General features: G+C 71.3%; 12 protein-coding genes. 4 read left to right on the plus strand and 8 right to left on the minus strand.

The features are described 5' to 3' along the window. A partial coding sequence (locus OKJ99_RS24120) for an AfsR/SARP family transcriptional regulator (RefSeq protein ID WP_326019466.1) occupies window positions 1-1,361 on the minus strand: 1,361 nt, incomplete at its 3' end. A 352-nt stretch (window positions 1,362-1,713) separates the two neighbouring features. Between OKJ99_RS24120 and OKJ99_RS24125 the strand changes: the two genes are divergently transcribed. Continuing rightward, entirely contained in the window at window positions 1,714-2,457 is a 744-nt protein-coding gene (locus OKJ99_RS24125; RefSeq protein ID WP_326019467.1) for a FadR/GntR family transcriptional regulator, read from the plus strand. A gap of 36 nt (window positions 2,458-2,493) precedes the next feature. On the opposite strand, the gene OKJ99_RS24130 is transcribed toward OKJ99_RS24125, so the two are convergent. From OKJ99_RS24130 to OKJ99_RS24160, 7 genes are all read right to left on the minus strand, one after another. Beyond that, window positions 2,494-4,098 (minus strand): peptide ABC transporter substrate-binding protein, encoded by a 1,605-nt coding sequence (locus tag OKJ99_RS24130; RefSeq protein ID WP_326019468.1) that lies wholly within the window; start codon window positions 4,096-4,098, stop codon window positions 2,494-2,496. Between the two features lie 289 nt (window positions 4,099-4,387). Then, window positions 4,388-4,891: a ribose-5-phosphate isomerase gene (locus tag OKJ99_RS24135; protein WP_326019469.1), complete on the minus strand. Its 504-nt coding sequence runs from the start codon at window positions 4,889-4,891 to the stop codon at window positions 4,388-4,390. Next, window positions 4,888-6,636 carry a dihydroxyacetone kinase family protein gene (locus OKJ99_RS24140; RefSeq protein ID WP_326019470.1) on the minus strand — a complete coding sequence of 583 codons (1,749 nt, stop codon included), beginning with the start codon at window positions 6,634-6,636 and terminating at the stop codon, window positions 4,888-4,890. The genes OKJ99_RS24135 and OKJ99_RS24140 overlap by 4 nt, the downstream gene beginning before the upstream one ends. Window positions 6,637-6,713: 77 nt before the next feature. Further along, a complete protein-coding gene (locus OKJ99_RS24145; RefSeq protein ID WP_326019471.1) occupies window positions 6,714-8,051 on the minus strand; it encodes an MFS transporter in 1,338 nt (445 codons plus the stop codon). Then, complete coding sequence (locus OKJ99_RS24150) at window positions 8,048-9,157, minus strand: alcohol dehydrogenase catalytic domain-containing protein (RefSeq protein WP_326019472.1); 1,110 nt, start codon at window positions 9,155-9,157, stop codon at window positions 8,048-8,050. Before OKJ99_RS24150 ends, OKJ99_RS24145 begins: the two co-directional genes overlap by 4 nt. Before the next feature lie 129 nt (window positions 9,158-9,286). After that, window positions 9,287-10,111, minus strand: a complete 825-nt coding sequence (locus OKJ99_RS24155; RefSeq protein WP_326019473.1) for a DeoR/GlpR family DNA-binding transcription regulator — start codon at window positions 10,109-10,111, stop codon at window positions 9,287-9,289. Window positions 10,112-10,177: 66 nt separating this feature from the next. After that, on the minus strand, window positions 10,178-10,717 hold the full coding sequence (locus OKJ99_RS24160) for a CGNR zinc finger domain-containing protein (RefSeq protein WP_326019474.1): 540 nt from the start codon (window positions 10,715-10,717) through the stop codon (window positions 10,178-10,180). Window positions 10,718-10,788: 71 nt separating this feature from the next. On the opposite strand from OKJ99_RS24160, the gene OKJ99_RS24165 reads away from it, so the two are divergent. The 3 genes from OKJ99_RS24165 to OKJ99_RS24175 all read left to right on the plus strand — a co-directional run bounded on the left by OKJ99_RS24165 (window position 10,789) and on the right by OKJ99_RS24175 (window position 14,170). After that, a complete protein-coding gene (locus OKJ99_RS24165) occupies window positions 10,789-11,673 on the plus strand; it encodes an EamA family transporter (RefSeq protein ID WP_326019475.1) in 885 nt (294 codons plus the stop codon). Window positions 11,674-11,806: 133 nt separating this feature from the next. Then, entirely contained in the window at window positions 11,807-13,066 is a 1,260-nt protein-coding gene (locus OKJ99_RS24170; RefSeq protein WP_326019476.1) for an MFS transporter, read from the plus strand. A gap of 273 nt (window positions 13,067-13,339) precedes the next feature. Beyond that, complete coding sequence (locus OKJ99_RS24175) at window positions 13,340-14,170, plus strand: hypothetical protein (RefSeq protein WP_326019477.1); 831 nt, start codon at window positions 13,340-13,342, stop codon at window positions 14,168-14,170. The last annotated feature ends 41 nt before the right edge of the window (window positions 14,171-14,211 follow it).

Consider the following 14,211-nt stretch of genomic DNA (forward strand, 5'->3'; position numbering starts at 1 on the left):
CGGGTCTGCGGCGCGAACTCGACGACCTTCACGAACTCGTCCACGGTGAAGCCGATCTCCTCCGGCAGCACGGGCAGCGTGGCGAGGCGGGACCGGCTGGTGACCAGCACCGCACACCCCGGGCCGCCCGGCAGCAACTGCCGGACCTGCGCCTCGTCGTGGGCGTCGTCGAGCAGGAGCAGCAGGCGGCGCCGCGCGGTGAGGGTACGGAAGCGGGCCGCCCGGTGCGCGGCCCCGTCGGGCAGCTCCGTGGGAGGTACGCCGAGGTCGGTGAGGAGGCGGCCCAGCACGTCGACGGGTTCCGCCGGACTCCCCGTGGCGCCACCGAGCTCCGCGTACAGCTGACCGTCCGGGAAGCGGGGCGCGACCTGGTGAGCGGCGTGCACGGCGAGCGCGGACTTGCCGACGTCGGGCGGACCCGTGACCAGGACACTGGGGCCCGTCGCCGCCCCGTGCCGTGCGGTCAACAGGTGCCGCAAGCGGCCCAGTTCGGGCGCGCGACCGGAGAAGTCGGCAATGTCCCTGGGAAGTTGGGCGGGAGCCAGGGGTGCACCGGCGGCGCGGGGCAGCAGCCAGGGGTCCGCGGCGAGGATCCGCTCGTGCATACGGGCCAGGCGCGGGCCAGGCGGCACACCGAACTCGCCGAGCAGGGCCCGCCGGATGCCCTGGTAGACCTCGAGCGCCTGCCCCGTCCGGCCGCCCCGGTAGAGGGCGAGCATCAGCAGGGCGTGCAGCCGTTCGTGGTGCGGATGGGCGCGGGCCAGGGGGCTCAGTACCTCGACGGGCTCCTCGGACGTGCCGAACTCCAGGAGTACTTCGGCGTGTTCGAGCCGGGCGGCGAGCCGCAGCTCCCCGAGCCGTCGGCGCTCCGCCTCGGCAAAGGGGGCGACCACCCCTGCCAGTGCCTCCTCACCCGTCCAGACGGCCAGCGCCCGCTCGTATCCGGACCGGGCGGCGTCGAGATCGCGGTGGCGGCGGGCGCCGCGGGCCTCGGCCACGGTGTCCTCGAAGCGCCACAGGTCGAGGTCGTCGCGCCCGAGTTCGAGCCCGTACGCGGTGTTGCGGGTGACGAGGACGCGGGGCGAGGTGCGGCGCGGACGGTCGGGTTCGAGGACCTTGCGCAGGCGCGCCGCGTAGGTCGCCAGGAGCCCGTGGGCGCCACCCGGAGGGCGCTCGCCCCACAGGGCGGCCACCAACTCGTGCCGTTCCACCGGCCGTCCGCCGTGCAGCAACAGCACGGCGAGCAGAGCGAGTTGCGCGGGCGTCCCGAGACGGAGCCCTGTTCCCGCCCGCAGCGCACGGACCGGCCCGAGGACCTCGTAGCGCACGGCGTCCCGCCATCCGGTGCCAAGCGTTTCCATGCCCTACTCCCTCCGTGCTTCCAGACAGGCGTGGCACCTCGCGCCGGTGCCGCGGGCGACATCGGCGGCGGAACCGGTAGGACACGGCGCTCCGACCGCCCGCAGGGCAGCGGATCACCGCGTGGGTCATCACGCGTGACTCACTTGCGACCAAGGAGTCATATGATGAATGCGGGAATCTTGGCAGGTGCCCGCCACCCGCACAACCCCTCTGGCTCGGCATTCAATGTGCCGCCCATGGCAAGGAGTTGAAGTCATACGATGACTCGTCGGCTGGCTACAGTGCTCCGGACGTCGGCGCCGTGTCGGATGTTCAGCGGATCACGCCGGGGCCTTCAGGGGGAGGAAACCGATGTCGGCAGTGGAGAAGGCGTTCCACGGGTTGCGCCAGATGATCGCCACGGAGCGCCTGGGGCCCGGCGAGCGGATACCCGCCGAGGCCGAGCTGTGCGCCGAACTGGGCGTGTCCCGGGGGCCGTTGCGGGAGGCCGTGCGCATGCTCGCGGCGCTGGGCGTGATCGAGCCGCGGCACGGCTCCGGCACGTATGTCTCCGGGCTTCGCCCCCAGGATCTGATCGGCAGCCTGTCGCTCACGGTGGATCTGCTGCCGCTCGCCGGCCTGCTCGAGATGTACGAGATCCGGCGGCTGCTCGAGGGTCATGCCGCGGCGCGTGCGGCGGCGTGCCGCACCGACGAGGACGTACGTATCCTCAACGACCTTGTCGAGGCGATGGAGTTGACGGACGATCCCGACAAGGCCTCGGCGCTCGACCACGACTTCCACTGCGAGATCGCGCGGATCGGCGCGAACCCGACGCTCGCCGCGCTGATCTCGGTGTTCCGCTCCCGTTCCCGCAAGTACCAGCTCTTCACCCTGCCCGAGGGCCCGCGCCTGCGGCGCCGCAGCGACGAGGGCCACCGGGAGCTGACCCGGGCGATCACCGACCGCGATCCGGCCGCGGCGACGTGCGCGGCCCACACACACGTGGCCCAGGCCGAGCGCTGGCTACGCGAGCTGATGCCGGCGGTCGGCGGTCCCGACGGCGGAACCGGCCCCGCACCGGCCGCGACACGCGACGGTACGGGGCCGGGCTGACGGCAGCGGGGTCATCGGGGCCAGCAGGATCAGGGATCAGCGGGTGAAGGTGGAACGGATCGGGTCGACGCCCGCGTAGGCGGAGTTCATCGGCACGACGCCCTGCGCATGCAGATAGACGGTGCGGGACAGGGACAGCGGGATCACCGGCATGTCCGCGGCGACCAGGTCCTCCACCTTCTGGTACGCCTTGATCGCCTGCTGCTGGTCGGCGATGGCGTTCGCCGTCTCAAGGCCCTTGTCGACCTTGGGGTTGTCGTACTTGCCGGTGTTGATGTCGCCGTAGGAGGCGAACAGCGGGGTGAGGTAGTCCTCGATCGACGGGTAGTCGTGGCCCCAGCCCTGGATGCGGATGCCGTCGAGCTTGCCCGCGTCGTCCAGCTTGCCGATCTCGCTGCCCGGCTGACCCGCGTACTTGACCTTGATGTGGAGGTTCTGGCGCCACATGTTGCCCAGCGCCTCCGCGTAGACCTGGCTGCCGGGGTCGTCGGTGGCGTAGTAGATCTTCAGCGCGCCGGGGAATCCGCCCGCCTGCTTCAGCAGTTGCTTCGCCTTGGCCACGTTCAGCGTGCAGTCGCCGCAGGTGTCGTCGCGGTGGCCCGCGATGCTCGGCGGTGTGAAGGACGTCGACGGGACGGTGCCGGACTTCACCTTGGCCAGCGCGGCACGATCCAGGGCGAGGGACAGGGCCCGGCGCACCTTGAGATTGTCGTACGGCTTCACGTTGACGTGCAGGACCAGGTGCCCCACACCCACCGCCGCCTTGGTCTGCAGATACCGGCCGGCGGCCTCCTGCTTGTACGAGTCGATCTTGGAGGAGGGCAGCTGGGCGAAGTCGATGTTCCCGGCGAGGAACTCGTTGTAGGCGGTCTCCGGGTTGGCGAAGAACCGGAAGGTGATCGACTCGGCCTCCGGAGCGCCCTCACCCTTGTAGCCCTTGTTGCGCACCAGCTTGACCGGCTGGCCCGCCTTCCAGGCGCCGTCCAGCTTGTAGGCCCCGTACCCGATCGGCTTGTGGGTGTACTTCGCCGGATCCTTCAGCACCTCGGGAGCGAGCGCGGCGACACCGAGATAGCTGAGGGTCGTCGGGTACGGCGAGAACGGCTGCTTCAGCTTCACCTGGAAGGTGAGGTCGTCGATGACCTTCAGGCCGGAGAGCGTGTCACACTTCGGCTCGCCCTTCGCCGGGTTGAGCGCCTCATAACCCTCGACCCGCTGGAAGAAGCCGTTGTTGGCGAAGCCGTTCGGCGCGTAGGCGGTGTAGTTCCAGGTGTCGACGAAGGACTTCGCGGTGAGTTTGTCGCCGTTGGTGAACGTCCAGCCCGGCTTGATCTTGATGGTCCAGGTCCTGGCGTCCTTGGACTTGATCGAGTCGGCGACCACGTTGCGCAGATGGCCGTCCTTCGGATCGACCTGCGTGAGCGGCGCCCAGATGGCGGACTCGATCTGGATGCCGGTCGCGCCGAGGTCGTTGTTCGGGATCAGGTGCGGCACCTCCGCGGTGGTGCCGATGGTGAGGTGCTTGCCACCGGCGGCGCCGTCCGCTCCGTCCGAGCTCCCGGAGCCGCCAGAGCAGGCGGCCAGGGAAAGTGTCAGGGCCGCGGCCGCCACCGCACCACCGACGCTGCGCGTTCGTCTCATCGAAGCTCCTCGCCATGTACTGGACCGGCCGCGACGGTAGGGAGACGACCTCTCGCACGTCAAGGACGGCCGGACACGTGATGTCCGGCCGTCCTGCGGCGGCATGGCCCGCGTCCGGCGACTGTCCGCGACGAAGATTTCCGACGAGTGGGACGGGAGGGGGCATCGAACGGGGCGTTGCGTCACGCACCGTCAACTGAGCTGCTCAGGAGGCGGGTTGCGTGGGCGACGCGGGACGTCCGGGGCGTCCATTCGGCGTCCATCGCGAAGGCGCCGACACGGCGGCCCTTCAGCACCCCGTCACCCCCACCCCCTCCGGACCCGCCCCACCCGGATCCGTCTCGTACCGGCTCAACGCCGCCACCTTCTCCGCCGAGGAGCTGTCCGGGTCGAAGCGGTGTTCCAGCCATTCGGAGGCGAGCTTGCGGGCGAGTTCCAGGCCGACCACGCGTTGGCCCATGCACAGCACCTGCGCGTTGTTGCTCTTCACCGAGCGTTCCACGGAGTACGCGTCGTGGGCGGTCACCGCGCGGATGCCGGGGACCTTGTTCGCGGAGATCGCCACGCCGAGGCCCGTGCCGCAGATGAGCAGGGCGCGGTCGGCACGGTCCTCGGCGACGAGGCGGGCCGCGGCCACGCCGATGTGCGGGTAGGCGGTCGTGCCGTCGGCCTCCACGCCGACGTCGAGTACTTCGGAGACGCGCGCATCGGCCAGGAGGTCGGCCTTGATGCGTTCCTTGTACTCGAAGCCGGCGTCGTCGCAGCCGACGACCAGACGCAGCCGGTCCGTCATACCGTTGTCACTCCTTGTCGGTTCTGTTCGTGCGCCTGCCCCTGTCCGTGCGGCGGCTTGGCCAGCGCCGTCACGATCAGGGCCAGCGAGGTCGCTCCCGCGTCGGGGGTGCCGAGGCTGCGCTCCGCGAGTGGGCGTGCGCGGCCCACCTTGGGGCGCAGGTCCTTCGTCGCCTCGGCGGCGGCCGTCGCCGCTTGGGCCGCCGAGCGCCAGGCCTCGGCCGGGTCGACGCCGGAGTCCGTCGCGCGTTGCAGTGTGTCGGCGAACGGGAGCAGGGCGTCGAGCATCGTCTTGTCACCCGGCGTCGCCCGGCCCAGGTCACCGATCGCGTCGGCGAACGCCCGTACTCCGGTGGCCACATCGGCGGCGGAGTACGACTCCGCGGCGTCGTCCAACGACCGTCCGAACGCCTCCAGCGCCGCGCCCCACAGCACACCCGAGGTGCCGCCCGCGTACTCGGCCCAGGACTGGCCCGCCTGCCGCAGCAGCCAGCCGGCGCCGGCTTCGCGGCTCGCCTGCTCCGCCCGCTCCGCGGCGAACCGGGCGCCCCTGACCATGCCGCGGCCGTGGTCGCCGTCTCCGGCGACCGCGTCGATCCGGCCCAGTTCCTCCTCGTTGTCCACCATCGTGCGGTGGATGGTCGCGAGGACCGTGCGGACCCGGTCCGCGAACTCCCGTGCCGCCGAGGAGGCTTGGGGGATCTCGGTGACCGCCGCCGCCCCGCCAATGGCGTCGGCGGCGTGCAGGCCGGACAGCGGTGCGCGCGCCTTGCGGTACGCCGGGGTGTAGGCGTCGGCGCGCCAGCGCGGCTCCAGCTCCTCGTCCAGCCACATCAGGGTGAGCGAGCAGCCGCCCATGTCGAGGCTGGTCACCAGCTCGCCCACCTCGGGGTCGACGATCTCGATCCCGCGCTCCCGCAGTCGCGCGGACACCCGGCCCCAGAGCAGGAAGAGTTCCTCGTACTTGGTGGCACCGAGGCCGTTCAGGATCGCGCCCACCCGGCGGCCCGCGGAGGCGGGTGTCTCCTGGAGGATGCGTTCGACCAGGAGTGCCGCCAACTCGTGGGCCTTCAGCATCGGTACGTCCTCGATGCCCGGTTCGCCGTGGATGCCGAGACCGAGGCCCAGGTGTCCCTCGGGCACCTCGAAGAGCGGCTCCCCCGCGCCCGGCAGCGTGCAGCCGGAGAAGGCCACGCCCAGGCTGCGGGTCGCGGCGTTGGCGGCCCGGCCGAGGCGTTCCACCTCGTCGAGGTCGAGTCCCTCGGCCGCCGCCGCGCCCATGACCTTGAAGACCGTGAAGTCGCCCGCGATGCCCCGGCGCTTGTCCTCGTCCTCGGCGGATGCCACATCATCGGTGACGATCACGATCCGGGTGTCGATGCCCTCGGCGTTGAGGCGCTCCGCGGCGATCCGGAAGTTCAGCACGTCCCCGGCGTAGTTGCCGAAGCTGAGGATCACTCCTCTGCCCTGGTCGGCGGCCTTGGCGACCGAGTAGACCTGGGTGGCCGACGGCGAGGTGAAGACGTTGCCCACCACGGCGCCGTCGGCCATGCCCGGTCCGACCGTTCCGCAGAAGGCCGGGTAGTGGCCCGAGCCACCGCCGATGACGACCGCCACCTGGGGCCGCTCGCCGCGGTGTGCGACGACGCCGCCGGGTACGCCGCGCAACCGGTCCGCGTACAGGTCGAGAAAGCCGGCCAGTTGGTCCTCGGCGAAGTTCGCCGGGTCGTCGAAGAGTCTGGTCACGAGGGAACCTCCCAAAAACAGCGACTGTGCGTCGCGTCCGTACGCGGTCGGGTCGGCGGGTCCAGCGGGGCAGCGGGTCAGCGGGCCATGACGGTCGTCCCGGCCTGCTCCTCTTCCGAACTCGGCTCGCTCTGGCGCACGTTGAGGAACGAGACCATCACGAAGGCCGCGCCGTAGAGCACGACGAACGCCCACACCACTCCGGCGTTGCCGAGGCCGACCGACAGCACGGCGGCGACCACCGCGGAACCGAGGAACGAGGCACCACCGGCCGCCGTGGTGTACATGGCCATGGCCGCGCCCTTGAACTCCGCCGGTACGAGCGCCGGCATGATGGCGCCCATCGGCACGAACCCGGCGAGCAGGCAGCCGAACACGCAGCCCGCGACGACGGACACCCAGAAGCCCCAGGTGGAGCCGGCGGGTACCAGCTGCGGCACGTACCACCAGGCGAGCAGCCCGATGGAGGAACCGAACACACCGAACCACTGCACGGTGCGGCGCCAGCCCCAGCGGTCGCCGATGGCGCCGAACAGGGCGTTGACGAGGATGTTCGTCGCGTAGACGAGGACGGTCATGGTGAGCCAGCGGCTCTGTCCCCAGCCCCGGTCGTCCGCGATCACGCCGGGCAGGATGATGAACATGCCGTACTGGGGCGCCGTGTTGATGAGCCGCACGAGGAAGCCCATCAGGACCTTGGGCTGACGTGCCGTCAGGCGCACGCCTGCCGACAGGACTTCGAACGACGTCTTGTCGTCCGGGGCCACCCGCCGCGATCCGTGCGGCTCCTTGACGGCGAACCGGGCGATCAGGAAGCCGATCACCACCAGCGCCGTGGAGGCCGCCATGGCACCGGTCTCGCCACCGGTCGAGCCACCGAACGCCGGGATCATGCCGAGTGCGAACAGCGAGCCCAGCGTGGGCAGTCCGCCGGTGAACATGACGTAGAACCAGCCGACCGCGGCGCCGTTGCGCTCCCTCGGCGATACGAGGTTCACCCACACCAGGAAGGCGAAGGCGAACAGGGGAAATCCGAAGCCGCGCAGGAAGTAGGTCAGGAAGACCATCGGCATGCTGCCGGCGGCGAGACCCGCCAGGAACAGTGCCTCGAACACGACCCACACGACGGTGCCGAGCAGCATGACACGGCGTGGGCCCCACAGGTCGGTGAGGGCTCCGGAGAGGTAGCTGCCGACCAGGACGGACACACCGTACATGGAGATGATGGTGCTGGCCGTCGCGGTGGAGCTGCCCAGGACGTGTTCGATGTGCGGGGCGATGAAGTTGGACTCGGTGCCGTTGCCGGTCATGAAGACCAGGACGGCGACGAAGCCCCAGCGCAGCGAGTGGGGTATGCCCATGCGGTCGAGCCTGGTCTCGGGGGCCTGCGCCGCCCCGGTGGTCGCGGCCTTCACGCGACCACCGCGTCGGACTCGGCGTTGGGCAGGATGGACACCTTCACTGAGGCGCCGGAGGTGTCGGCGACCAGGTCGAGCGCCTTCTGGAAGTCGCGCAGGCCGAACTGGTGGGTGCAGATGTCCTCGACCGGCACCTTGCCCTCCTCCAGGAGACGGATCGCGGCGGGCCAGCAGTGCGGGCCCAAGTGGGCGCCGCGGACGTCGAGTTCCTTGTCGTCGGAGATGATCGACCAGTCGACCGTGACGTCCGAGCCGAAGACCGAGTACTCGACGTACGTCCCCAGCTTGCGCAGCAGGTTGAGGCCCTGTGCGACGGCGGGCGTCGCGCCGGTGCCCTCGAGGTAGACGTCGGCGCCGTAGCCGTCGGTCATCTCCTTGACGCGTGCGACGACGTCTTCCTTCGCGGGGTTGAGCACGATGTCGGCGCCCGTGCGGCGGCCCAGTTCGAGCTTGTTGTCGTCCAGGTCGAGCGCGATGATCTTCAGCGGGTTCTTCTGCCGGGCGCCGGCGATGAGGCCCAGGCCGATCGGCCCGCAGCCGGCGACCACGACGACGTCCTCGAAGTGGATGTCGGCGCGCTCCACCGCGTGCAGCGCGCAGGACAGCGGCTCCGCGTACGCGGCGTGGTGCGGTTCGAGGTCGTGCGACACCTTGTGGGCGCGGGCCTTCGGCGGAATCACCATGTACTGCGCCATGGCGCCGTGGTGGTTGCGGAAGCCGAACATGTCGTGCGGACCGCACATCCAGTACTGACCGCGCCGACAGTAGCGGCACTCCTCGCACGGCACGATCTGCTCGCAGGCGATGCGGTCACCGACGCTCACCTGCTGGGCCGCCAGTGCGGCGTCGTCGCCGGCCACCACCACGCCGACGAACTCGTGACCGGGGATGATGCCGCGCTGCGCCCAGGCCGGGCGGTTCTCGTCGCCCCAGAACTTGGGGGCGCCGTGGTAGCACTTGAGGTCGCTCGCGCACACCCCCACCGCCTCGGTCCGCAGCAGTAGTTCGCCGGGGCCCGGCGTGGGGACATCGACCTCTTCAAGGCGATAGTCCTCGGGCCCGTGGACGACCACGGCCTGCATTCGCTTCGGCACACTGATCACTACTACCTCCATTGGCAGTCGGCTCTTGCGCAGCTGAGATGCGGTGGTGAGATGCGGCTGGGGACACGGATCCGTGGGGGTGGATCCGGTTTCACGGTGGTTCGGGGTAGGACGGTGGTTCGGGGTGGGTCAGGACTCGGGCCCTCCCGGGCGCAGGGCGGCGACCTGCACGGTGACTCCGTCCTCGCGCAGCGCCTCCAACTCGGCCCGGGAGATGCGGTCGTCGACGATCACGAGGTCGAAGTCGGAGAGCGGCGCGACCCTGTGCAGGGCCCGTTTGCGGAACTTGGTGTGGTCGACGAGCAGGATCCGGCGCTGGGCGGCCTCCAGGAGTGCCCGCTTGACCAGGATCGCCTCCTGCGACTGGTGGTAGCAGTGGCCGTCCGCGACCGCCGAGGTCGAGATGAACACGGTGTCGGCGCGCAGGGGTTTGATGTGGTCGCAGGTCGCCATGCCCTGGAAGGCGTCGTAGTGCGGGTCGTAGCTGCCGCCGAGCGAGATCAGCTCGACGCCGGGGCGGCCCGCCAGTGCGTTGACGATGGCGAGGAAGTTGGTGATGACGGTGAGCGGTCCGCTCTCCGGCAGTGCGCGGGCGAGGGCGAGGGACGTGGTGCTGTCGTCCAGCAGGATCGCCTGACCGCGGTCGATGTGCTCCAGGGCGGCGCCGGCCAGCGCCTTCTTCGCGTCACCCTGCTGCGTCGTCCGGTAGCGGACGTTGCTCTCGAAGAGCACGGACTGCTGGGCCGTGGCCGCCCCGCGGGTCTTGCGGAGCCACCCTTCGTCGGCGAGGCGGTCCAGGTCGCGGTGGATCGTCATCACGCTGACCCCCAGCTCGCGCGCCAGGTCCTCGATGCGGGCCGAGCCCAGCTCGAGCACCCGGTCGCGGATGCGCTCCTGGCGCGCCTGCGGGTTCAGCAACTCGGCCGACCCATTGGGGAGTTCGTCGGGGGCCACAGCGTTTCCTTCCTGCCGTCGCCCGACAAGCTAACAGCGGACCCCTCAAACACAACACCCCTCGTGTTAGGAATGTGTTCTGTCTTGTGATGCGTGGCCGCGCTCGCGGTGCCGGGCCACGGCGTCGTTGTTGGCGCAGCGCACCGAGCAGTAGGCGCGGCGGCCGTTGCGGGAGGTGTCGACGAAGGCCAGGGCGCAGCTCCGGCGTGCGCAGCGGCCCAGGCGGTCGGCGTCGGCGGAGCAGATGACGTAGGCGAGCCCGGCGGCGGTGACGGCGCGGATGTGCGCGGACGCGTCGGCGCCGATCGCGCTGTAGTGCAGGTGGGGCTGCCCGTCGTGCAGCGAGATCCGGGGGCTGCTCGACGCGTCCGCGAGCAGTTCGTTGACCGCGTGGCACCGCTCTTCGAGGTCCTGTCGCCCGAAGCACACGGCCAGGCGTCGGCTCCACTCCCAGATCGACGCGGTCTGCGTGGTGGTGAGTACGCGGTTCACGACGCCGTGCGCGGCGAGCAGTGTCTCCAGGTCCTCGGGGCGTGGTGGCTCCGTCAGGTTGACCAGCTCCGCGGCCAGCCGGGCGGCCTCGCCGCCGTAATGGTTGAAGTGCATAAGAGCATTACAGCACCGTGTGGGGCGAGCGGTGCCGAAGGCGCCGGACGACTGTCTCACGGAGGATCCGGATGGGCACGACGGAGAGGGACTCCCGCCGGCAGGCGCGGGGAGCCGCGAGGGCACCGGTGCTGATGCTGGCTCAGATCGCCAGCCTCCAGGTGGGTTCCGCGGTCGCCAAGGAGGCGTACGCGTCCGCGGGCCCCACGGCGCTGGCCGGCATGCGGCTGTTCTTCTCCGCCGTGATCCTGTGGCTGCTCGTCCGGCCGCGGCTGCGGGGAATCACGGCCGCGCAGTGGCGCGCGGCCGTCGCGCTCGGCCTCGTCCTCGCGGCCATGAACCTGGCCTACTTCCAGGCCATCAGCCGGCTCCCGATCGGCGTGGCCGCGACGCTCGAACTGCTTGGCCCGCTGGCCTTGTCGATCGCCCTGTCCCGCCGGGTCGAGCATCTCGTGGTGGCGCTGCTGGCCCTGGCGGGCGTACTGCTGCTGGCGACCCCGGGGGCCTCGCTGCCTGCCGCCGGGCTGCTCCTGGGAGGCGCCGCCGCGGTGTGCCGGGCCGGGTACGTGGTCCTGAGCGGGCGGGTCGGACGGCTGTTCCCCGACTGGACGGGGCTGACGCTCGCGCTGGCCGTCGGCGCCTGCGTGCTGACCCCGGTCACCGCCGTCACCGACGGCGACCGGGTGGCGGCCCACCCTTCCGTCCTGTTCACCGGGCTCCTCGTGGCGCTGCTGTCCTCGCTGATCCCGTACTCGCTGGACATGACGGTGCTGCGGCGCATCGACGCCCGCGCCTTTGGTGTGCTGCTCGCGCTGAGCCCCGCCGTGGCGGCCGGCGTCGGTTTCGTGGTGCTGCACGAGGAGTTGACGGGGCGCCAGCTGGGGGCGGCCACCCTGATCGTCGCGGCCGGTGTGTGGTCGGTGCGTCGGGCCGCTCGGCCCACCGGGACGACGTAATGGGTGAAACCCTTTAGCCTCTGAAGAGTCTCTGAAGAGCCTCTGAAGAACTTCTGAAGCAATGCCGGTTCCGTCGGCAGAACTACGCTCGTCCTTGTCCCGCCAAGCCCGACGGAAAAGAGGACTGAGTTGCATGGCTGAAGGAACGAGACCATCCGTCATACGGTCGCCCGGTGTCCCGCACCTGATGACGGTGGTGCTCTGCTGCTTCTCGGGGTTCGCGCTGCTGCTGCCCGTATCCCCTCAGTGGGCCCTGGACGGAGGGGCCGACGAGCTCGGCGCCGGGCTGGTCACCGCCGTCCTGATGACCATGACGGTCGTCTCCCAGCTGTGCGTCAAGGCCACGCTCCGCAAGCTGGGGTGGGCGCGCACGTTCGCCCTCGGCGCCCTGCTGCTCGGCCTGCCCGCCCCCTTGCAGGCCCTCAGTGACAACCTGTGGCCGATCCTGGCCACCACGGCGCTGCGCGGCGCGGGCTTCGGCATCATGACCGTGTGCGGTGCCACCGCCGTGGCGGCCCTGGCCCCGCGCGGCCGTCAGGGCGCGGCCATCGGCCTGTACGGCCTGTCGATCGCGCTGCCCCAGATGGTGCTGACCCCGGCGGCGCCGGCCCTCGTCGCGGCGTTCGCCCTGCCCGTGATCCTCGCGTGCGGCATCCTCCCCGTGCTCGCCCTGCCGTTCACCCCCGCCCTGGGACGCGCCCTCGACGCCCACGCCGACACACCCGCGCCCGGCCCCTCCGCGCCCCGCACGGCGACGGCGGCCACGCTGCGGCGCATCCTGATGCCGGTGATCCTGCTGCTGCTCGTGACCGTGGCCGGGGGCGCGATCCTGACCTTCACCCCGCAGTTCGCCGGCACACCGGGGGCGGCGGCCGGGGCACTGGTCACCTTCACGGCGAGCGCGGCGGTGACCCGCTGGAGCTGCGGCGTCCTGGCGGACAGGTTCAGCGCCCGGCCGCTCAACTTCGGCCTGCTGCTGGCGGCGTGCGTCGGCCTCTGCCTCGTCGCCTGGTCCGTCCGTTCCGGTACCGCCGTCCTCCCCGGCCTGCTGGCCGGGCTCCTGCTGCTGGGGGCGGCGTACGGAGGGCTGCAGAGCATCACCCTCGTCCAGGCGCTCAACCGCGCGGGCGCGGAGAACCGACACACCACGTCCGTCGCCTGGAACATCGGCTTCGACGCGGGCACCGGCCTCGGTTCGCTCCTGTTGGGCCTCGCCGCCCAAGTGGCCACGTTCTCCGCCGGCTTCCTCCTGATGGCGGCGGCGACGGCGATCGCGGCGGCCCTGACACTCCGGTCCGGCGACGGGTCGGCCACTCCCCCGTCGCCGCGCCACGCGGAAGGCCCTGCGGAAGGCACTCCAGACAAGAAGCGGGGCACCCTCTCGGACTGCTAGCCGGACTCTCTCGGACTGCCGGCCGGGCGGCATCCCTCTACGCCGGCCCGTCCCGCCCACGTACCGCCACCTCCGTACGCGCCGCAGCTCCCGTGCCTCCAGGGACACCGTCACACCCCTGATGCGCTCCCCCGTTCGGAGGTCGCCCGGCCGCTCGTCCGGGGCTCGGACCTCCCCTGAAGCAGGGGCCGTTCGGCCCGGGGCCGGGGAGCGGAACCGCTGCTAGCCTCCAAAAAAGGTGCCGCGTTCTCACGGGGGCAAGGGGGAGCGGCTATGGCCAAGGGTTCATACGAGGCGTACCGGAAGGCGCTCAGCGACGTCTACCGCGGCTGGTGGTTGGCGTGGCCGTTGACGGAGCGCGTCGCGGTCGGCGAGGTGCGCAAGCTGCGCCCCGGCGGCTCGGTCACCGCGGGCAGCCTCGCGGAACGGGGCATCGAGGCGAAGCCGGGCCCCGCGGGCGCTCCAGGAGACATCACGTACGACGCCGGGGGCACGGTCGCCGTGCGTTTCAAGGCCGCGGGGGTCGCGGCGCAGGGGTTCTCGTCGGTGGCGGCAGCCGAGGCCGGCGCGCTGGTCGAGTTCCGGGACGAGCGCAGCGCACTGATCGTCTACACCGGTCTCGAACAGTCGGGCCTCGCGGACCTCGCGGAGCTGGCCGACTCCCTGGTGCGGCGGCTGTGGCGGGGTGACTGGGACCCCGACCTGCTCGTCGTCTCCGACGTGATCGCCGCCCGCGCGGGCACCGTGCTCATCGCCGACCGGGCGGGCGCCAGCGCCGAGCTTCGGCTCGAAGGGGCGGTCGGTCCCGCGCCGTTGCAGCTGGTCGACCTCGCGGGGCGGGCCGGCTTCAGCGCGTCGAGCCGACTGGGCCTGAACTGGACGGGGACGGACCTCACCCCCTGCTATCGGGTGGTCCGAGTGCGCAGGACCTGGCTGAAGCGTGTCAGGGAGGAGTACGGCACGCCGCAGCCGGGCCGTGGTCTCGCCGCGGGTCCCGTACCGCCGCTCCTGGTGGACGAGGCCCGGGACGAGGCGGGGGCCGTCATCGAACACGTGGGGCCGGCAGAGGACTTGGAGGACGCGGGGCCCGGGGAACGGCTCTAGCGCGAGCCACCAGGCGCCGACACGAACCACCACGCACAACA

It is taken from the genome of Streptomyces endophyticus, from assembly GCF_035798155.1.
Classification (GTDB): Bacteria; Actinomycetota; Actinomycetes; order Streptomycetales; family Streptomycetaceae; genus Streptomyces; species Streptomyces endophyticus.

Excerpts from the sequence above, each read along its gene's own strand:
- OKJ99_RS24125 (WP_326019467.1), top strand. The coding sequence starts at position 1,714 with ATGTCGGCAGTGGAGAAGGCGTTCCACGGGTTGCGCCAGATGATCGCC.
- OKJ99_RS24130 (WP_326019468.1), bottom strand. The coding sequence starts at position 4,098 with ATGAGACGAACGCGCAGCGTCGGTGGTGCGGTGGCGGCCGCGGCCCTG.
- OKJ99_RS24135 (WP_326019469.1), bottom strand. The coding sequence starts at position 4,891 with ATGACGGACCGGCTGCGTCTGGTCGTCGGCTGCGACGACGCCGGCTTC.
- OKJ99_RS24160 (WP_326019474.1), bottom strand. The coding sequence starts at position 10,717 with ATGCACTTCAACCATTACGGCGGCGAGGCCGCCCGGCTGGCCGCGGAG.
- OKJ99_RS24165 (WP_326019475.1), top strand. The coding sequence starts at position 10,789 with ATGGGCACGACGGAGAGGGACTCCCGCCGGCAGGCGCGGGGAGCCGCG.
- OKJ99_RS24170 (WP_326019476.1), top strand. The coding sequence starts at position 11,807 with ATGGCTGAAGGAACGAGACCATCCGTCATACGGTCGCCCGGTGTCCCG.
- OKJ99_RS24175 (WP_326019477.1), top strand. The coding sequence starts at position 13,340 with ATGGCCAAGGGTTCATACGAGGCGTACCGGAAGGCGCTCAGCGACGTC.